Source organism: Nostoc sp. (assembly GCF_036917975.1).
GTDB lineage: Bacteria > Cyanobacteriota > Cyanobacteriia > Cyanobacteriales > Nostocaceae > Nostoc.
In genome coordinates this window covers 16,867-37,399 of the sequence record NZ_JBALEJ010000043.1, presented here as the reverse complement: position 1 = coordinate 37,399, position 20,533 = coordinate 16,867, and the positions used below count along the sequence as shown (strand labels likewise).

19 protein-coding genes are annotated in these 20,533 nt (G+C 42.3%); 9 read left to right on the top strand and 10 right to left on the bottom strand.

Translation table 11 applies throughout. The features are described from left to right. The first annotated feature begins 90 nt into the window (after window positions 1-90). Entirely contained in the window at window positions 91-2,766 is a 2,676-nt protein-coding gene (locus V7K76_RS18990; protein ID WP_334777763.1) for a non-ribosomal peptide synthetase, read from the top strand. Window positions 2,767-2,936: 170 nt separating this feature from the next. Beyond that, the gene (locus V7K76_RS18985; protein ID WP_334777764.1) at window positions 2,937-4,118 is read left to right on the top strand and encodes an aldo/keto reductase; all 1,182 of its coding nucleotides are present in this window, start codon (window positions 2,937-2,939) and stop codon (window positions 4,116-4,118) included. Window positions 4,119-4,230: 112 nt separating this feature from the next. On the opposite strand, the gene V7K76_RS18980 is transcribed toward V7K76_RS18985, so the two are convergent. Beyond that, a complete protein-coding gene (locus V7K76_RS18980; protein ID WP_334777765.1) occupies window positions 4,231-5,559 on the bottom strand; it encodes a hemolysin family protein in 1,329 nt (442 codons plus the stop codon). Window positions 5,560-6,061: 502 nt separating this feature from the next. Here V7K76_RS18980 and mfd point away from each other — a divergent pair. Both mfd and V7K76_RS18970 read left to right on the top strand, forming a co-directional pair. After that, a complete protein-coding gene (mfd, locus tag V7K76_RS18975; protein ID WP_334777766.1) occupies window positions 6,062-9,685 on the top strand; it encodes a transcription-repair coupling factor in 3,624 nt (1,207 codons plus the stop codon). A 120-nt stretch (window positions 9,686-9,805) separates the two neighbouring features. After that, complete coding sequence (locus tag V7K76_RS18970) at window positions 9,806-9,958, top strand: hypothetical protein (protein WP_334777767.1); 153 nt, start codon at window positions 9,806-9,808, stop codon at window positions 9,956-9,958. Window positions 9,959-10,187: 229 nt separating this feature from the next. On the opposite strand, the gene V7K76_RS18965 is transcribed toward V7K76_RS18970, so the two are convergent. Then, window positions 10,188-10,325 (bottom strand): hypothetical protein, encoded by a 138-nt coding sequence (locus tag V7K76_RS18965; protein ID WP_334777768.1) that lies wholly within the window; start codon window positions 10,323-10,325, stop codon window positions 10,188-10,190. A gap of 265 nt (window positions 10,326-10,590) precedes the next feature. Here V7K76_RS18965 and V7K76_RS18960 point away from each other — a divergent pair, with 265 nt between their 5' ends. The 3 genes from V7K76_RS18960 to V7K76_RS18950 are packed head-to-tail and all read left to right on the top strand — an operon-like array spanning window position 10,591 to window position 11,519. Further along, the gene (locus V7K76_RS18960; RefSeq protein ID WP_334777769.1) at window positions 10,591-10,809 is read left to right on the top strand and encodes a hypothetical protein; all 219 of its coding nucleotides are present in this window, start codon (window positions 10,591-10,593) and stop codon (window positions 10,807-10,809) included. Next, a complete protein-coding gene (locus V7K76_RS18955; RefSeq protein ID WP_334777770.1) occupies window positions 10,806-11,075 on the top strand; it encodes a ParE family toxin-like protein in 270 nt (89 codons plus the stop codon). Before V7K76_RS18960 ends, V7K76_RS18955 begins: the two co-directional genes overlap by 4 nt. 60 nt (window positions 11,076-11,135) lie before the next feature. Next, window positions 11,136-11,519, top strand: coding sequence for a type II toxin-antitoxin system HicB family antitoxin (locus tag V7K76_RS18950; protein ID WP_334777771.1), 384 nt, complete (start codon window positions 11,136-11,138; stop codon window positions 11,517-11,519). A 236-nt stretch (window positions 11,520-11,755) separates the two neighbouring features. On the opposite strand, the gene V7K76_RS18945 is transcribed toward V7K76_RS18950, so the two are convergent. The 3 genes from V7K76_RS18945 to V7K76_RS18935 form a co-directional block, all read right to left on the bottom strand. Continuing rightward, the gene (locus V7K76_RS18945) at window positions 11,756-12,187 is read right to left on the bottom strand and encodes an NUDIX hydrolase (RefSeq protein WP_334777772.1); all 432 of its coding nucleotides are present in this window, start codon (window positions 12,185-12,187) and stop codon (window positions 11,756-11,758) included. Between the two features lie 8 nt (window positions 12,188-12,195). After that, entirely contained in the window at window positions 12,196-12,648 is a 453-nt protein-coding gene (locus V7K76_RS18940) for a DUF3531 family protein (protein WP_069070833.1), read from the bottom strand. Between the two features lie 81 nt (window positions 12,649-12,729). Continuing rightward, complete coding sequence (locus V7K76_RS18935; protein ID WP_334777773.1) at window positions 12,730-13,686, bottom strand: Sll0314/Alr1548 family TPR repeat-containing protein; 957 nt, start codon at window positions 13,684-13,686, stop codon at window positions 12,730-12,732. A 298-nt stretch (window positions 13,687-13,984) separates the two neighbouring features. Here V7K76_RS18935 and V7K76_RS18930 point away from each other — a divergent pair, with 298 nt between their 5' ends. Together V7K76_RS18930 and rsmG are read left to right on the top strand one after the other, a co-directional pair. Then, window positions 13,985-14,659 (top strand): ABC transporter ATP-binding protein, encoded by a 675-nt coding sequence (locus V7K76_RS18930; RefSeq protein WP_334730008.1) that lies wholly within the window; start codon window positions 13,985-13,987, stop codon window positions 14,657-14,659. Between the two features lie 289 nt (window positions 14,660-14,948). Beyond that, window positions 14,949-15,683, top strand: coding sequence for a 16S rRNA (guanine(527)-N(7))-methyltransferase RsmG (gene rsmG, locus V7K76_RS18925; protein ID WP_335029948.1), 735 nt, complete (start codon window positions 14,949-14,951; stop codon window positions 15,681-15,683). A gap of 293 nt (window positions 15,684-15,976) precedes the next feature. On the opposite strand, the gene V7K76_RS18920 is transcribed toward rsmG, so the two are convergent. The 5 genes from V7K76_RS18920 to V7K76_RS18900 form a co-directional block, all read right to left on the bottom strand. Beyond that, on the bottom strand, window positions 15,977-16,732 hold the full coding sequence (locus V7K76_RS18920; RefSeq protein ID WP_335029947.1) for a superoxide dismutase: 756 nt from the start codon (window positions 16,730-16,732) through the stop codon (window positions 15,977-15,979). 476 nt (window positions 16,733-17,208) lie between these two features. Further along, window positions 17,209-17,832, bottom strand: coding sequence for a Uma2 family endonuclease (locus V7K76_RS18915; protein WP_334777776.1), 624 nt, complete (start codon window positions 17,830-17,832; stop codon window positions 17,209-17,211). Window positions 17,833-17,947: 115 nt separating this feature from the next. Then, window positions 17,948-19,099, bottom strand: a complete 1,152-nt coding sequence (locus tag V7K76_RS18910; protein ID WP_334777777.1) for an ABC transporter ATP-binding protein — start codon at window positions 19,097-19,099, stop codon at window positions 17,948-17,950. A 310-nt stretch (window positions 19,100-19,409) separates the two neighbouring features. After that, complete coding sequence (locus V7K76_RS18905) at window positions 19,410-19,580, bottom strand: type II toxin-antitoxin system HicB family antitoxin (protein WP_334777793.1); 171 nt, start codon at window positions 19,578-19,580, stop codon at window positions 19,410-19,412. Window positions 19,581-19,605: 25 nt separating this feature from the next. After that, window positions 19,606-20,334, bottom strand: a complete 729-nt coding sequence (locus V7K76_RS18900; RefSeq protein WP_334777778.1) for a GUN4 domain-containing protein — start codon at window positions 20,332-20,334, stop codon at window positions 19,606-19,608. Window positions 20,335-20,533: the final 199 nt, after the last annotated feature.

The window sequence follows — 20,533 nt, the reverse complement described above, 5'->3', positions numbered from 1 at the left end:
GCTAAATATAATTTTCTATAATCACAACTATACAATAAATAATAAAATAAATAAAAATTGCCATTTCCTGATGGAGTTGATATATAGAAAATGCAGATAAATAACCAGACTTCAGATTGTAAGCAAGATATTCCGTTAAATACCTTAACTAAAACTAACATCATCGGCACTCAAGTTTTACAAGAATGGAGTGATACCCAAGTTGCTCATTGTCAGGATCTCTGCATCCATCAAATGTTTGAGATGCAGGTAGAGCGATCGCCCCAAGCAATTGCTGTAGTATGTGAAAATACACAACTTACTTATCGGCAATTAAATCAACGGGCAAATCAACTAGCACACCACTTACGTACTTTAGGCGTTGGTCCTGAAGTACTTGTAGGCATTTGCGTGGAGCGCTCCTTGGAGATGATCGTAGGTCTACTGGGCATTCTCAAAGCTGGAGGCGCTTATGTGCCTTTAGACCCAGCATATCCCTCAGAACGTTTAGCCTTTATCTTGGAAGACACCCAGACACCAGTATTGTTAACCCAAGAAAAATTTCTCAATAATTTACCACCGCATCAGGCGCAAGTTGTTTGTTTGGACTCAAACTGGCAAGGGAATATCCAAAACAATCAAGAAAATCCTGTCAATGAGGCGACGCCTGATAATCTCATCTACGTCATCTACACATCTGGCTCTACAGGACAGCCCAAGGGTGTAATGATTGCTCACCGTGGTATCTGCAATCAACTCCACTGGAAGCAAACAACCTTTGGATTAACTCAAACAGACAAAGTTTTACTGACTATTTCTTTTAGTTTCGACCCCTCCGTGTGGCAGATATTTTGGCCATTGTGCTTTGGAGGGCAATTGTTCATGGCTCGCCCTGCTGGACATCAGGACACTGCCTACCTGGTAAAGGTGATTACTGAACAGCAAATTACCGTCCTGGCCTTAGTACCCTCTATACTGCGTGTCTTATTAGAAGAGAAGGGAATTGAGAATTGCCGATTCCTCAGACATATTATTTGTGGTGGCGAAGCTTTACCTGGCGAACTCCTAGAACGCTTTTTCGCCCAACTGAATTTGGACAATGTTCTACATAATTGTTATGGGCCAACAGAAGCTTCTATTGATACCACTTTCTGGACTTGCCAGCGTGGAACTAATTATGCAATTGCTCCCATTGGTCGCCCCATTACGAATGCAGAGATTCACATCCTTGATGAAAACTTGCAACCTGTAGCTGTTGGCGAATCAGGCGAACTGCATATTGGCGGTATTGGTCTAGCGCGAGGCTATCTCAACCGTCCAGGATTAACCATAGATAAGTTCATTCTCGACCCTTTTAGCTCTAAACCTGGGGCACGCCTCTACAAAACTGGGGATTTGGCACGTTATTTGAGCGATGGTAATATCGAGTTTCTTGGTCGCATTGACCACCAAGTTAAAATACGTGGCTTCCGAATTGAATTAGGAGAAATTGAAGCTGTTCTTAGACAACACCTCTCTGTGAAAGAAGCTGTTGTTATCAGCAGAGAAGAAGTTCAAGGTGACAAGCGTCTTGTAGCTTATCTGACTTTAAACCTGGAACAAACAGTTAAAGTTGAGCAACTGCGTCGTTTCATACAACAGAAACTACCTATCTACATGATGCCTTCAGCTTTTGTTATCTTGACAGCTTTTCCAATGACTCCTAACGGCAAGATAGATCGCCGTTCTCTTCCAGAACCTGCTCAAACTAGACAACAAGCAGAAGAAACTTTTGTCCCTCCCAGCGATGAGATAGAACTCAAACTGGCAAGGATTTGGGAAAAAGTGCTAGGTATCAAGCCTATTGGCATCAAGGATAACTTCTTTGATTTAGGAGGCAACTCGTTGCTATCCATACGCCTGTTTGCCCAAGTCCAAAAAGCCTTTAAAAAAGATATGCCTTTGGCTATTCTTTATCAAAATCCGACTATTGAGCAATTAGCCATAATTATTCGCCAATTAGAGTTTTCGCCGTCTTTACCGTCTTTAGTACCAATTAAAGCTAATGGTTTTAAACCACCTTTATTTTTATGTCAAGGTTTTAGCTTATATCAGTCTCTAGTTCCTTATTTAGATTCAGAACAACCTGTTTATGCCCTAATATCAGAGGATGGACAGGGAATGCCAATTAGATTCAATGGAATAGAGGAACTAGCATCGCGCTACATCAATGAAATAAGAACTTTCCAACCTGAAGGCCCTTATCTTTTGGGGGGTCATTCTTTTGGAGGAGTCATAGCATTTGAAATGGCTCAACAATTGTTATCACAAGGTCAGCAAATAGCTTTACTAGCTTTGTTTGATTCTTATGTACCAAGTACAATTAAAAAAGGGTCTGTATCCAAGAGCCTATCATACAACTTGAATCAACTTTTAAAAATTGGGCCTGCCTATCTTCTAAAATATGGCATAGAACGGTTGTCAAAAAAATATGGTAATTTCGCTCTGAAAAATAAATTTATTAGAATTAAAAAACTCCAATATCTAGTTAGCCAAGCGGCATACTTTAAACTTGTAAAAGAATATGCAACAAAGTATATACCGCAACCTTATTTAGGTCGTATAACTCTTTTTATGGCTAGTGATAGGCGTTTTCAGGATGAGCCTGAACTAGGTTGGACTAAGTTGGCGAATGGAGGATTGGAGATACATGAGATTCCTGGGGATCACATTAGTATTTTCCAAGAGCCTAGCATCCGGTTAATCGCTAAAAAATTAGAGCTTTCTATAGATGAGGGTCTGAGTTAATATTAGAGAATTAAGTCTTAACTTCTCGTTTTGTGGCATGGCTTTGTTTGATTTATTCTTGCCCACTTATTTAGTATTACAAATTGAACAGAGGTAATTCTTGTGGCATTAAAAGCGCGAATAACTTTTGTTATTAGACTTTAAGTTAGTAAACAATCCACAATCCACTGATGTTATATAGACGATTTGGACGCACCGAATTACAGATGCCAGTGTTTTCCTGTGGTGGCATGAGATATCAGTTCAAATGGGAGGATGTTCCCAATCATGAAATTCCTGCTGATAACCAGGCGAATCTAGAAGCGACGATTAAAAGGGCGGTTGAGGTTGGAATTAATCATATTGAAACTGCTCGTGGCTATGGCACTTCCGAAATGCAATTGGGGAGAATATTACCCAAGTTTCCCCGCGAAAAGTTGATTGTTCAAACCAAAATCAGTCCAAAGGCAGATGCGAAAGAATTCCGTGACACATTTGAACAATCATTGCGAAATCTCCAACTAGATTATGTTGACCTTTTAGGGTTGCACGGTATCAATCATTCTGAGTCGTTAGATGACAGCATCCGTCCCGGTGGTTGTTTGGAAGTAGCGCAGCAGTTGCAAGCAGAGGGAAAAGTTAGATTTATTGGCTTTTCCACACACGGCTCAACAGAGTTAATTGTGCAAACAATTAATACCAATCAATTTGATTATGTAAACTTGCATTGGTACTACATTAATCAATGGAATTGGGCAGCAATTGAAGCAGCTAAACGCCACGACATGGGGGTGTTTATTATTAGTCCATCTAATAAAGGTGGTTTGTTGTATGAACCTCCACAAAAATTAGTAAATCTTTGCGCCCCGTTGAGTCCAATGGTGTTTAATGATTTATTTTGTTTGAGTCATCAAGAGGTACATACTCTAAGCATAGGAGCAGCAAAACCACAAGATTTTGATGAACACCTGAAGACTTTAGAATTAATCGATCGGGCATCAGAAATTTTGCCACCAATTTTAGCAAGGTTGGAAGAAGAAGCGATCGCGACTTTGGGAGAAGATTGGGTAAAATCCTGGGAAACAAATCTACCAACCTTTGACCAAACCCCTGGTGAGGTAAATATTCGGGTGATTTTGTGGCTGCGGAATTTAGCGATCGCCTACGATCTGGTAGAGTACGCTAAAATGCGCTACAACCTCCTTGGCAATGGTGGCCACTGGTTCCCCGGCAATAAGGCCGATCGGCTAGACGAGTTAGACTTACGGCGATCTATCGCCCGCAATCCCCACGCCGACAAAATCCCTCAACTTCTAGAACAAGCTCATCAGTTGTTGGTAGGTGAAGAGGTCAAACGTCTATCTCGCACTTGATAAATTGCATAAATAGGGCATTGGCTATGACGTATGGGAAATAGTAAACAATAATTATCAATGCCCAATCCCCAATCCCCAATCCCCAATCCCCAATCCCCAATCCCCAATCCTAGTGAGATTTTTTCGTATCTGCTGATTTAGCTGCCTTCGGTATAACTAGCACCTTATCAACGCGATTACCATCCATATCCATCACTTCAATTCGCATACTATGCCATTCAAAATAATCTGCGGCGGCAGGAATACGACCTAAATGGGTGATGACAAAACCGCCTAATGTCTGATAGCTACCGCGTTCCTCAGATTCCCATTGTTCCATACCGAAAAGTTCCAAAAACTCCTCCACAGGCAACATCCCATCTAAAAGCCAGGAACCATCTTCGCGTTGGACAGCTTGTGGTTGATCCTGTCCATCTGTGGAAGGAACATCACCGACAATTTCGATCATGATGTCATTGAGAGTGACTAATCCTTGAATCACACCATATTCATCCACTACTAGCGCCATGTGAGTGATGGTTTGCTTAAACAATTCCAAAACTTTCAAGCCACGGGTACTTTCTGGCACAAATACGGGCTGTCGCAATCCAATGGTCAAGTCTAGAGCTTCCCCTCGGAAACTCCTAGCTAACAAGTCGGTGACAGGAATAACACCCAGTACATTGTCAAGTCCCCCTTGACAAACTGGATACCGAGAATAGGAACTATCAACCATTTTTTGGCGATTTTCTTCGGCAGAGTCGTCTAAATCTAGCCAGACAATATCGGGACGGGGTGTCATTAAGTAGCTGACAGGGCGATCGCCTAAACGAAAGACTCGCTCCACCATATCCTGTTCAGCTTCCTCAAAGGTTCCCGCCTCAGTCCCTTGCTCAATTAAAATTTTAATTTCTTCTTCGGTGACTTGCGGCTCGGTAGAAGCTGTAATTCCTAGTAATCGCAGGATCAAATCTGTAGATGCACTTAAGAGAAAGACTACAGGAGAAGCGATCGCAGCCAAGGCTTGCATTGGAATAGCTACAATTGAGGCAATCCTTTCTGGGTTATTTAATGCCAGACGCTTCGGTACCAATTCCCCAACAATGAGTGAGAAATACGTAATGAGCAAAACCACTATTCCAAAGGATATCGGTTCACTATAAGGTGCTAATAAGGGAATAAGTCGCACATAGACTGCTACTCGGCTAGCAATTGTTGCTCCTCCAAAAGCACCAGTCAGGATACCGATCAGGGAAATACCTACCTGGACGGTTGACAAAAAGTGATTTGGAGACTCAGCTAGTTTCAATGCTGCCCTTGCTTTGGCATCTCCTTGATTGGCAAGCTGCTGTAGCCTAACTTTCCGTGCCGAGACAATCGCCATCTCAGACATAGAAAACACGCCATTGGCAATAATTAGCACCAAAATGATTAAAATTTCAAAAGTTATGGAGGACATGTTTAAAATTGCGGTTTATCAGAGCGAACGTAGCTCAATCCCTAGTATCTAGTATTAAAGGTGCTTTGTTCAGATGCCTTATCCCAACGACAAATATTGACGCCCACCTACTTATAGTTCTTAAGTTTATCGTAAATTAAAGGGTTTAAGAACCTGCAATCTATATGTAGCACCCATTTCAGTCGGGGTTTGTCTTGAGAAATCGCTCCACTTGGGATGCATCCCAAGACCGCGTTTCTCGCTAAATCCCCGTCTGAAATGTCTTTAATTTTGAATTTTGTTAGCGCAGCGTAAAGCCTTCTCTACGAGACGCTACGCGAACGGCATGGCAACGCTATGAGCGAGTCCGCGAACGTCATTTTGAATTTTGAATTGTTAATAGTGGCTGTGCATTATTTTTCCACCGAAGCAATAAGAAAGCTGTTAACACTTTTAAAATGGTTGACATAAACTGCCTCAAGATTTTCTGACCCACAAAGACTTCCATAGCTAAGTAGTACTTATGTCATTTTCTTCTATTGTGCGTGCCTTAGGCCGATCGTCGCTCACTACTGAATTTATTTCTAAGCTGAATCGACAACAAGAATTGCGGTTAAATGGCATTTCCCGACTGCCCAAGACTCTGGTAGCTTCAGCATTAGCACAGGCTCAGGGCAAGGATTTGTTCGTGGTTTGCGCCACTCTGGAGGAGGCTGGACGCGTTTATGCACAACTGGAGGCAATGGGATGGCAAACAGTACATTTTTATCCCACCTCCGAGGCTTCTCCCTACGAACCCTTTGACCCGGAAACTGAAATGAGTTGGGGACAAATGCAGGTATTGGCGGATTTGGGGATGGGGGATCGAGGGCTGGGGACTGGGGACTGGGGACTGGGGGGACAAGGGGGAATTAGTGAAAAAGTTACTCCCTTGTCTCTTCCCAATTCCCAATTCCCAGTCCCCAATCCCGGAGCGAAGCGACCCTTAGCGATTGTCGCTACTCAAGGGGCGTTGCAACCTCATTTGCCTCCACCAGAAGCTTTTGGGCAATTCTGTCTTACTCTGAAAAAGGGGATGGAATTAGATTTGAATGCCTTCAGTGAGAAAATAACTATTTTGGGGTACGAAAGAGTGCCTTTGGTGGAAATGGAAGGACAATGGAGCCGACGGGGCGATATTGTTGATGTGTTTCCGGTTTCCTCTGAGTTTCCAGTCCGGTTGGAATGGTTTGGCGATGAAATTGAGCAAATGCGAGAATTTGATCCCACAACCCAACGTTCCGCCCTCGATAAAGTTGATCAGATAATTCTTACCCCCACTAGCTTTACTCCTGTGGTGATGGCAGCACTCAACAAGAGTGCCCAGTTCCGAGTGCTGAGTGCTGAGTTAAATTCTGACTCAGAACTTTTAACTCCTAACTCATCCCTGATTGAGGGTAGTCGGCGCTTTTTGGGGTTAGCGTTTGAGCAACCAGCATCTCTGCTAAACTACTTAACAGAAAACACCCTGATTGCCATTGATGAGCCAGAACAGTGTCATGCTCATAGCGATCGCTGGGTAGAAAATGCTGAGGAACAATGGGGAATGGGGAATGGGGTAGATTCTTCCCCTACTCCCCACTCCCTACTCCCAACTCCCCATTCATTACCGAAAATTCACCGTTCTTTTGATGACTGTTTGGCTGATGTTGCCAAATTTAAAACATTATATTTATCAGAACTGTCAGAGGAAAATAATGGGATCAATCTTGCCAGCCGTCCGGTTCCAGCTACGCCACACCAGTTTGCTAAACTAGCTGAAACTATTCGCCAAGAACGCGATCGCAATTTCTCGATTTGGCTGCTTTCTGCTCAACCTTCCCGTTCTGTCTCGCTGTTGCAAGAACATGATTGTCCGGCTCAGTTTATCCCCAATCCCCGCGATTACCAAGCGATTGATAAACTGCAAATCAACCATATTCCCATAGCCCTAAAATATTCTGGTCTTGCGGAACTTGAAGGTTTTATCCTGCCTACTTATCGAGTAGTAATCGTTACAGATCGAGAATTTTTTGGGCAGCATTCCTTGGCGACTCCCGGCTATATCCGCAAGCGCCACAAAGCTACCTCTAAACAAGTTGATCCCAATAAGCTACGTCCCGGTGATTATGTAGTTCACAGAAATCATGGTGTTGGTAAATTTGTCAAGCTGGAAAGTTTGACGATTAATGACGAAACCCGTGATTATTTAGTGGTGCAATATGCTGATGGGTTACTTAGAGTCGCAGCCGATCAAGTAGGGGCTTTATCCCGGTTCCGCGCCGGAGGTGATAAAGCACCGGAACTCAACAGAATGACTGGTAAAGCTTGGGAAAATACCAAGAATAAAGTCCGCAAAGCGATCAAAAAATTGGCGGTGGACTTGTTGAAACTGTATGCAGCGCGATCGCAACAACAAGGTTTTAGCTTTCCCAATGATATGCCTTGGCAGGAGGAATTGGAAGATTCTTTCCCCTACCAACCCACGACGGATCAGCTTAAAGCTGTCCAAGATGTAAAACGCGACATGGAAAGCGATCGCCCAATGGATCGCTTAGTTTGTGGCGATGTCGGTTTTGGAAAGACGGAAGTGGCGATTCGTGCTGTTTTTAAAGCAGTTACCGCCGGTAAACAAGTGGCACTCCTTGCGCCAACGACTATTTTAACACAGCAGCATTACCATACACTCAAAGAACGTTTTGCACCTTACCCCGTGAATGTCGGTTTGCTCAACCGTTTTCGGTCTGCTGAAGAACGCCGCGATATTCAAAAGCGATTGGCAACGGGTGAATTAGATGTAGTTGTTGGTACACAGCAACTTCTAGGTAAAGGTGTGACATTCAAGGATTTAGGACTGTTGGTGGTGGATGAAGAACAGCGATTTGGGGTAAATCAGAAGGAGAAAATTAAAAGCTTGAAAACTCAAGTGGATGTGCTTACCCTCTCTGCCACTCCCATTCCCCGAACTTTGTATATGTCCTTGTCGGGAATTCGGGAAATGAGTTTGATTACTACACCACCCCCAACCAGACGTGCGATTAAAACCCATTTGTCACCGATAAATTCTGAAAGTATCCGCAGTGCAATTCGTCAAGAATTAGACAGAGGCGGACAGGTATTTTATGTAGTTCCACGAGTGGACGGCATTGAAGAGACAACAGCCAATTTGCGAGAAGTCATACCGGGAGCTAGATTTGCGATCGCTCACGGTCAAATGGATGAAAGCGAGTTAGAATCAACCATGCTCACTTTCAGCAATGGCGACGCAGACATCCTTGTTTGTACGACAATTATTGAATCTGGCTTAGATATTCCACGAGTCAACACGATTTTGATTGAAGATGCTCACCGCTTTGGATTAGCACAGTTGTATCAATTACGCGGTCGTGTGGGACGTGCAGGGATACAAGCTCATGCTTGGTTATTTTATCCGAAGCAACGGGCATTATCTGATGCAGCACGGCAACGATTACGAGCGATTCAGGAATTTACTCAGTTAGGTTCTGGATATCAACTGGCGATGCGCGATATGGAAATCAGAGGCGTGGGTAACTTGTTAGGTGCTGAACAATCCGGTCAGATGGATGCCATCGGTTTTGATTTATATATGGAAATGCTCGAAGAAGCAATTCGGGAAATCCGAGGACAAGAAATTCCGAAAGTGGAGGATACCCAGATTGACCTCAACCTGACGGCGTTTATTCCAGCAGATTACATCACCGATTTGGATCAAAAGATGAGTGCTTACCGGGCGGTAGCTACAGCCAAATCTAAATCAGAATTAAAGCAGATTGCAGCCGAGTGGAGCGATCGCTATGGTAGTTTACCTGTCCCTGCAAATCAACTTTTGCGAGTCATGGAACTCAAACAGCTAGCGAAAAAACTCGGATTTAGCCGCATTAAACCAGAACAAAAACAGCACGTCGTTTTAGAAACGCCGATGGAGGAACCAGCTTGGAATTTGTTGGCGGCGAATTTACCAGACAATCTCAAGACCCGCTTTGTCTATTCTCCTGGGAAAGTGACGGTGCGCGGGTTAGGAGTTTTTAAAGCAGATCAACAATTACAAAATTTGATTGATGCTTTCGGGAGAATGCAAGGTGCAATTCCAGAGGTCGCTGTTCTTTGATCAGTAGAAAAAGATTAGTCATCAAGTGAAAACACATCTCAGACTTACTGAGAAGTATTTTAGAGTAAAATAAGGTGTTCAAAGCATAGACAATGACAAGCAGTTGCAAAGAGTGAAAACATGGAAACTCCAACTAAAAGGCAAGCGTTAATCAAGGCTATTAATGAACAATTAGAACTGGCTTATGACGATACATTGCAAGAGATTTTATCCCTGTTGCAAATCCGTAAACAGGAAGAGAGTCGGACGAAAGAGACTTTGAAGAGGGATTAAAAGATATCGCAGAAAATGGCACTCTAACTTGGTCAGAACATCAGCAAAAGTATAGCATTTCAGGTTTAGATTACCCCAATTGCGGAAGCTCATATTGAGCAAGCTTATCGCTGGTATGGAGATCCTAAAATAACTTGGTTTGCCAGTTATCTTAGAAAAAAAGTCCGAACACCTTAGAGGGTCGGACAGATTAAAGTTTAAGACCAATTTATCCATCTAGCCCATAAACTTATGAGGTCAGGATACCCCGTTGAGCCAACTCCATAACTATGACGCTATAGCAACCACGATAGGCTGCTTCTTTACGACCCACTTCAGCAGGTTTACCCTTATTGTCTTCATTTTCCTTAAGCACTATTCCAGCCATCTCGTCGATCGTAGCTTTTAATAATTCTTCAGGGTTGACTAGCCACTCTAGCTCCCCTTCTTCCCAAGCCGCACGAGAAATACTCTAATTGTCAAGCGATCAGTCCTATTAGAGACAGAGTGATCGCACATTGGCCTGGTGTTAATAGTCCGGTATTATTTTAGGTTAAATCCAAGCATAAACGCCCAAGTGGCGATCGCAAACAACCCCAACAGAGTGCAAGCAGAGATAATTTATAGTATGACTTTCGTAACGATTGACAGCCATGACAGAGCTACTTGAACAAGCGATCGCCAAACTAAAAAACTTGCCTGCCAATGAACAAGATGCGATCGCGGCAATGATTTTAGAAGAACTAGAAGATGAGCGCTCTTGGGATGAAGCTTTCGCCCGTTCCCCTGATGTACTCGCTTTCCTGGCAACTGAGGCAATGGCTGAATACCGCGCAGGAAAAACCCAAGAGTTAGATCCAGATACATTGTGAAGTCACGTATAACCGCTCAGTTTCGTCAAGGGTTTGCTGATCTTCCTGAGCAAATTCAAGAGCAAACGCGTCAGGCATACCGCTTCTTCAAACAAGATCCGAGCCATCCCAGCTTGCGCTTCAAAAAAGTACATCCAGAACTACCAATTTATTCAGCACGGATTAGCAAAAATTATCGAGCGGTTGGACAGTTAGATGGAGATACCGTTATTTGGTTTTGGCTTGGTTCACACGCAGAGTATAACAAGTTGCTCTCTCTGTTGTAGTGACACAGTGCGATCGCGCACAGCAAATAGTTGAACTATTAAATTTAGAAGAGTAGATTGATGAAGACACTGAACCAGAAGAACCAGCAGATTGAGAAGCCGTCCTTAGAATATTATTTAAATCTTCAGTACCCTGTAACACTTTATCCCGACCCAGAGGAAGGATATGTAGCTCAAATTAAAGATTTACCTGGATGTCTTACCCAAGGCGAAACCCTTGAAGAGACAATGGCAAATCTCAATGAAGCGCGGGAATTGTGGATTGAGACAGCTTATGAAGCTGGCGATCGCATTCCCTTACCAAGTACTAATGATAGCTATAGCGGTAAACTAATACTACGGATGCCAAAATCTTTACATCAACGTTTAGCTGAGACTTCTGAACGGGAAGGCGTTAGTCTCAACCAGTATATTGTGTCTTTGTTGAGTGCAGCAATCTTATAGGATGCTTGAAAAGTATTAGGCGAATAGAATTCGCTACTACACAAAACTTAGTCCACCTCCGTGGACTAAGAGAAAATCAAGAATTTTTAACCCACGGAGGTGGGTTTTGTCTGTATAGCCAAGCCAGTGCGGTCTTGGGGGTTTCCCCCATGAGCAACTGGCGTGCGACTTCTAGTCGCCAGGGCTAGTAATAAATTAGACTTTTCAAACATCCTCTTAGTAAATTTTCAGATAAGCTATAAATATTCAAAAAAGACTTCAGGTACTAATTTGAATTCTCCTGATTTCAAGCGAGATATATCTATCCATAATGCTCTATGTTTATGATGTTGTGATTCTGAAAAAACTAAACTTTCTAGTTGATAAAATTTTGAATCAGCAAAGTCACATTGATAAAGCTGAATAATTTCATGACCTTGCCTGCCATTAAATATAAACAGGTTCTCTATACAACCGAGATATTTAATATTCGTTAAGTCTGCTTGAATTTCCTCTTGAAACTCACGTTTTAAGGCGGCGTGGCTGGTTTCGCCAAATTCAACACCACCGCCTAAAGCCCGATAAAATGTTTCTTGCTTTACGGGGTCGTAGCCTTCAGAAAGAAATATGCGTTCGCCATTCCGAATTAGCCCCAAGGCTATTACCCGAATTTCACCTGCTTTATTCATTTTTATAACTAATTATCGTAGATAGACTGAGGACGACTTTCACTATCCTCAATAGGCCAATCGGGATTTTCGCCACCGATGTACAATTCTTCAATGGTGACATATTCCTGACTTAGTTGTGTGAGAGCGTTGATTAAAATATCCAGTGCGATCGCATCACTGGTTCCTAAGTCAAACCAACAGCGCCCCCACTGTCCCTCATATTCAAACTCACCGATGTTGTGCATCAGTGCTAATAGGCTTTTGTCATAACCTTGTTCATCATAATTCATATAGCTGATATCGAGTCCAGTGTCCTGCACCTGAAGATTCTCTGCATTAAATGCACCCAATTTACCCAGATAAAACCAGGAATTGAAAACTTCTTCTACATACTGCTTTTCACGCGCAGAAGGATTTGTACTGAATTTCAGCCAAATCCACATATCAAAAGGATTAATTTCGCGAAACTGAATCTCCATTTTGGTCTAATATCTCAATTACTGTTCTGCAAATAAGCATATCAAAGTAGGGAGTGGGAAATGGGGAATAGGGAATGGGGGTTAAGGATTTTTCAGGCTAATAGCATTTTTGCGTTCACTCTCAATTTGTTTGACTAAATCGCCTGGGAGTTGGGATTTTTTAGTCAATGCTTTGTCAAAATTTGCGATCGCTTCCTGGATTATCTGCTGGCTTTTTTCTTTTTGCCCCAATTCTTTCAGGATTTGGGCTTTGAGATAATAAATTTCTGGATTATCGGATGTGGTTTTAATTGCTCGGTTGACATACTCTAGTGCTTGTGCATACCTTTTTAAATCCCGGTAAGCAAGAGCAACACCCCGATCTACTAGATACTGGGGAGCAGCATTTTGTTCTAAGCGTCCAATTGCCTGATCTGGGCTAGCAAAAGGCAAATTAACCGCCAATAATAAATCCATATAACCCTTGATTAAATTCAGTTCTGGATCGTTGGCAGAGATTGCCTCGGCTTTATCTAAATATTCATAAACTTGTCGCAACTGACTAAAGGCTTGCGGTACACCCTTGACTGTACCCTCACGGGTGATAACTACTGCACCCTCTAAAAAATGACCAACAGCAGTGTATAAATTACCACGCAATGGATCGCTAGAAATCAGTTTTTGTCCAGTTTCTAAAGTTTTCTGGCTGTAGGTGTCGAGTTTAGCCCAATCCTTATTTCCGTATGCTAAAGATGCCTTTATGGCATAAGCTAGAGGTTCGTTTGGCTCTTTGGATATTGCTTGTTGTAGATAACGATCTGCGGCTGGATAATTGCCCTGTTGGAAAATAGCTTTAAAAGCTGCTTCTGTTTGGTCGCCAATTTGATGAGGTTCGCGATCGCGAAAGGGATCGCCAGCTAGAGAAGGACTTACCCACAAATTAAGTGCGATTGCCCAAGGGGCAACACCAAAGGCGATCGCAGCTGCAAAAGCAGTCTGAGCAAGGGTAATGAGTTGAGCAGACACTATTAATCGAGGAGAAGAAAACCTTTTAGTCATTTTAACCCTCAGAATAATTGCGGTTGAAATAGTTGTATGTGTTACTTAGAATACAAAAAATGGTTAAGTTTAATTTAACTGAAAAAAGGCAGGGGGCAGGAGTTATTTCTCTATCACTCAGCACTCAGCACTCAGCACTGTTTCAAGGTGAGTCTGCCACAATAGAGAAAATGTAAATGATTCTTGCTGCGATATTAAGGTGTTAAGGCAGATAATTCGCTATAAATTTTTCCAGAATTTTCTAGATACCTCAGTGTAGTTAATCAGTAATTTGCTGACTTTTTGGTAATCTTAACAAATGCTCTATCTCCGAAATGTAAATTATCATCCTACAGCGTGCCCAACAGCGATTCTCAAATCGATCAACTTGGAATTAGCACCCCAGCAGCTAGGTCTGATTATTGGCCCAAGTGGTTCAGGTAAAAGTACCTTACTAGAAATTTTGTCGGGTCTAGCCGAACCCACAACCGGCGCACTCTTCTGGCGGGAACAAGAACTGATAGCCGAACAGCTACAACAATTGGCTGGGTTGGTATTTCAATTTCCAGAGCGGCACTTTTGCGGCGGTTCGATTTTAGAAGAATTGCGTTTAGGACATCCTGAGTTAGGGTCAGAACGAGTCAGACAAGCGCTGAGTGAAGTGGGATTAGAGCATTTATCGCTTTCCGTTGCTCCTCATGCTTTGAGTGGTGGTCAGCAACGACGTTTAGCTTTAGCAGTGCAATTGATTCGCCAGCCAAATTTACTGTTATTAGATGAACCCACCGCTGGGTTAGATTGGTCAATGCGTCGGCAACTGGTAAATTTATTAGCGAAACTGAAACAAGATTGGACACTGTTAATAGTGACACACGATGCTGGGGATTTGCTAGCGATCGCAGATCGTTGCTGGACACTCAACCACGGTGAACTAGAATCAGTAGACCCAAAGACACTAGAAGCCAAAGCTAAAGAACCTCTACCAGCAGTATAAATAGGGAGTGGGGAAATGAGAGGGCAAGAATTTTAGATTTTAGATTTTGGATTTTAAATTGAAGGTTCTTGCGCCCCTTTTATGGTGATTGAGGATTGATTGTGACAAAACCCTTGCGGGGTAAGGGTTATAAGAAATTATGGTACTGTTTTAAATGAAATGCTTACAGGGTAAGGCTTTTAATGGTTTTGAACCAGGTTTTCCATAAAAATAACCGAAGAACCAAATTGAATAATCCAAAATTTAAAATCCAAAATCCAAAATTGAATTGCCCAATTCCCAATTCCCAATGACTAACTTATTGCCTGAGATGGCAGAAATCTGGCAGCAAACTCTCAATTGGCAACCAACTGTCCAACAGCAAGCGCAATTTCAAAAGCTTTATGAGTTAATTCTAGAAGGTAATCGCCAACTAAATTTAACTCGCATTACTGACCCCCAAGAATTTTGGGAAAAACATCTCTGGGATTCTCTGCGAGGAATTGCACCCCTATTATCAACAAATTTCTCTACTGCTTCCCCTGCTCTCATTGATATTGGTACAGGTGCAGGTTTTCCAGGTATTCCAGTGACAATTACTGTACCTAATTGCACAATTACTCTTCTCGATTCCACTCGTAAAAAAATTACTTTTATCGATGATATATTAACTGAACTTGCCCTTACCAATGCCAAAACTCTTGTTGGTAGGGCTGAAGAAATCGGTCATCATCCCCAGCATCGATTAGCTTACGATATTGCATTGATTCGTGCTGTAGGTGCAGCCTCGGTATGTGCAGAATATACCCTACCACTGCTCAAACAGGGCGGTTTAGCCATAATTTATCGCGGTAATTGGACAGAAGATGAAACAACTGCTTTGCAGAATGCTGTGAAGCAGTTGGGTGGCGTGATTGAATCAATCGAACAATTTACAACACCCCTGAGTCACAGCATCCGCCACTGTGTCTATTTGCGTAAGGTAGCCACCACACCAATTCAGTTTCCCCGTGCTATTGGTGTACCTACCCAAAAGCCTCTTTAACTAATTCGTAATTCGTAATTCCAAAGGGTACAGAGCTATAAGAATCCGGTTTAATTTCTAAAAAAATGCTTCGTGGCGTGGCAAGCTTAAAATAGTTCATTAGATGTAGGTTGGGTGGGTGGAGCGGAGTGCAACCCAACATATATCAGGATGTTGGGTTACGCAAAGCCTCCACCCAACCTACAATTTTTTTTGCTAATTCGTAATTACGAATTACGAATTATTTGGACAGGAGAGGAAGATCAAGTTTTTCTCTTTTCTATCTCTTCCTGCTTTTCTCCTTGTCTCAATCTTTAAGCAAATTTACTTGCGGCTGCAAACCGCTTGTTAATCTCATCCCAATTAACTACCTTCCACCAAGCATCTAAATAATCGGTGCGGCGATTCTGGTAATTGAGATAATATGCATGTTCCCATACGTCATTACCCAGGATAGGATATTTGCCTTCACTTAAAGGACTATCTTGATTAGCTGTAGTTGTCACTTCCAACTTGCCATTTTTGTTACGTACTAGCCAAACCCAACCACTACCAAAACGACCAGCACCAGCTTCGTTAAACTGTTTTTTGAAAGCTGCAAAAGAGCCAAAGTTTTGATTAATAGCAGACGCTATATCTCCTGTTGGTTCTCCCCCACCTTTTGGCTTCATAATTTTCCAGAACATTGAGTGGTTGACATGACCACCCCCATTATTGCGTACTGTTTTGCGAATATCTTGTGGTACTTTGTCAAGTTTCTGCAACAGTTCTTCAACAGTTTTACCTTTGAGTTCTGGGTGTTTATCTAAAGCTGCATTCAGGTTTTTCACATACGTTGCGTGGTGTTTGTCGTGGTGAAATTGCATCGTTTTGGCATCGATGTGCGGTTCCAGTGCTTCGTAGGCGTAAGCTAAAGGGGGCACTTGGATAGCACCTGTTGTATTTGGTGTTGTATCGGGAATTGCAGTATTTCCCTCAGGAGATTTTTCTGCTAATGCACAAGCATCTAATGCAAAAGCACCCGCACCTACTGTGAATATGAACAAGAAATGGCGTCGATTAATAGTCATATAAGTTTTACAGCGAAATCGATTAAATCTCTATTGCAGTTTTTATTTTCTTAGATTGTGGCTACAAAAAATTGGGAATTGGCGATTATTGCTGGCAGTTTAAGAAACTTTTTTTAAACTTGTAATATTAAGTACTAACATTCAAAACTTTATGTATTTTTACTTAAGCTATCTTTTTACAACTAATCATAGGTTCGCACCCAACCACCAAAAATAAACCCCGTCACCACAAGAGGCGCTACGGGGTGTTAAGGGAATTATGGGGTATTGGGTGGTTAATAGCTTTTACCAGTACTAAGTTACGTTTCATACTAAAATTCAGAAACCGATTGAGAGCTTTCAAATATTATCGCACCTTTAGTGACTTATAACTGCCTAGTAACGATTTTAGACAGTACTGGTGTGATTCTTTATTTTTTACAGGATTTTTAGAGCGTCTTTCAGTACGTTGCCTGTGGCGGTTACGGTCTAATTCATCAATAACGCACTGAAAAAATTTGTTCAACAGTTAGATTTAAATCTGGAAATGTTGGCGACTCTATACGGTCGTCTCCTCTAAACTGTTTACCACGATATTCACCCTCATCACTTAAAGAGTAAATTGTGATTGTTGGCTGTTTGGGGTCGCCTATCAATTCCTTGCTACCCAAAGCAGCATAATCCACAATCCAATATTCTTGAATACCCATTTCTTCATAATCGGCAAACTTTTTATGATAATCATCTCTCCAGTTAGTACTGACCACTTCAATCACTAATGGAATTGAAGCTGGTTTACTAAGGATAGATTGTTTCTCCCATAATGGTTCATTATCCAAGTTAGAAAAATTCATTAATAAAACATCAGGATAGTACCCTGACATTTTATTTTCTGGCTTCACTGTGGCGGTTTTAGGTATGCCGTAATAAAGTTTAAGACGAAGACACTCGTACCCTAACGTCATTGTTAAAAATGCCACTATTTGCTCGTGTTTCCCTGGTGGTGGCGGCATTTGAATAATATCTCCATCGTGTAATTCATAACGAATGTTTTCCGGTTGTGTTTCTAAAAACTCAAAATATTCATCAAATGTAAATAGTTTTTGTAGTGATTGAATCATTATTTCATCCTGATTATGGATATAAACACTTCTCTCTGCTGTAACCTGAAAATTAAGAGTTAACGGGGTGTAGCGGTGAAAAGTGAAAACAATTATATTTTACACTCCGAAGCGCTTATAATATTCTATCCCCAGTTTTGGGATCAAATACAAACAATTGATTTAAATCGAGTTGTAGAGAAAGGCGATCGCCTGGACGTGGGCGCACATCCCCACCTACCTGAATATTCAACACCACCGCCGAACCAGGTAAGCCAGCACGAATCAAAGTTTCCCTCCCCAAAGGTTCCACCACCTTAACTTCCACAATCAGCTGACTCTCATTTCCTTCTTGGCGTTTTGGTGAATCAGCGCTGTAGGCGGGTTTCCCGCCGTAGGCGACTGTGAACCCGGAGGGCGATTCGTTAATAAAAATATGCTCTGGACGAATCCCCAAATCATAACTGTATCCCTGACGCAACTGTAATTTTTCTTTCACATCTGCTGAAATTCCTAATAACTGCCCACTCACATCAAAGCTGTTATTTTCATAGATTGCAGGCAGAATATTCATTGGTGGACTGCCTAAAAAACTTGCCACCATCTGATTAGCAGGACTTGCATAAATAGTTTGGGGATCGCCGATTTGTTGAATCCGTCCGCGATTGAGTACGACAATTTTATCAGCCAAAGTCATGGCTTCAACTTGATCGTGGGTGACGTAAATAGTTGTAATGCCTAACTCTTGATGTAACTGTTTCAATTCAGCCCTGGTATCATCGCGCAATTGAGCATCTAAATTAGATAAAGGTTCATCAAGTAAAAACACTTGGGGTTCACGAGCGATCGCTCTTCCTAATGCTACCCGTTGTTGCTGTCCCCCGGAAAGTTGTTTGGGTTTACGATCCAGCAGGTGATCCAGAGAAAGCGATCGCGCCACATTCATCACCCGTTCTTGAATGATTTTCCGGTCAACTTTCCGCATTTGCAAGCCAAAGCCGATGTTTTGGGCCACACTCATGTGAGGATAGAGAGCGTAGTTTTGGAACACCATCGCCACATCCCGTTGTCTGGCGGGGATATTATTCACCAAGCGATCGCCAATAAAGAGTTTACCAGATGTAGCGGTTTCTAAACCTGCGATCGTTCGCAAAATTGTAGACTTACCACAACCCGATGGCCCAACTAAAACCCAAAATTCGCCATCAGGAATTTCAAAGGTAATATCCTCAATAGCGGTGACATTGTTAAATCTACGCTTAATATCTTCTAGACGAACGTTTGCCATGATCTGATTTGATATTTTCAGTTTGGGATCTGCGGCACTTCCAACTCACTACTAGGAGGTTTGATCCGCCCCCTCCGAGGAACTGTGAGGCTGCTTTGCAAGTGCATAAACTTGGTTGTTATGCACAAATCTAATCAGAAATCTTAGAGCCTCGTTGACCGCATCAGCATTGGGAAAAACCTCTGCAACATCAGGTTCTAAACGAATTGTTATCTTACCAAAGCTCTTTCGTTCAGAACCAAACTTTCTGACTTTTAGGCTCTTTAAGTCATACTCTGATCGTAGACTACAGCACGATATTTTTGACTTCTCAGACATCCTTTAAACAAAGTTCAATTACTTGTTTCATATTAGCCATCAACTCATCAATTATTTCTCCTTGACTGTAACAGGCTTTTAGCTGAGGGACTTCTCCGACATAGTAGCCATCTTCATCCCGTTCAATGATGACGTAGAATTCTCGGTTAGTGGGATTGATCATAATCTCTTTATACATAGGCTCAAAATCATTTTTCTGGATTCTTCGACCAAGCTGGGTGAGAGAGTAAAGAAGCAAAGACTCGTACTCCCCGGAGTTGATTAGAGAGGGGTAAATGACCTCTAGGGGCGCTCAAATCCCAGGTAAACTCGTTAGGGTATCGCGTCCAGCTATTACCTGCTTTCCAGCCAATTTTCGGCCAGAAATTCTCCCAATTTTTACCCAAATTTAACCAGATTTCTCGTTGCACTGAAAAGCCAAATTTACCTTCCGAGTGGATTAACCAGAGGTTATTAATGGTTTGCAAGTCAACAGCCGAGGTATTTTCTACCTCAGTAAAATACAACCATTTTCGTTGTACAGCCGTTGGCCCTGATAGTTCACACATTTTTTCGATGGTGACGCGATCAGCTGCTTGGAAGTCTTGAACTGCAAGTAGCTGTTGCAAAGAATTGTAGTTAATCCCGCACTCTGATTTTAGAGGTACAATTCCCTCAGGAAAAGAGGAGCGCAGAAATTCTTTGACTTGAGGTGCATCAGAGTTATAGAGGACTTGGTAAGCTTTGCCATCAATCCAAGTTGCTGGGTTCTCACGTCGTTTCAGTAAAAATTCCATCAACACGTCTAATCCCTCATTACCCAACTCAGCTAACTGTGGGATTATCTGTTGTTGGACTTTTTCAGACCCAGCGATTAACGGTCGTCGGAGGGAGTCGATGTCATTTGCCGAGTCTGATAAAATCATTGGGTCTGTCATGCCATTCTCGTTTTAGCGGTCAGTGAAAGAGCGGTAAGCTATTGGGCTTCTCTAAAGTGAAGCACTGATAGCGAAAAGTAGTTTACTACTTTTGATCGTACAAAATTGCGATCGCTTCACTGAATCCCACACTTAATCCCCAAATAATGTACAAGGGGAATAGGGGGAAAATCTGGAGATTAGGGACTGGGACTGGGGA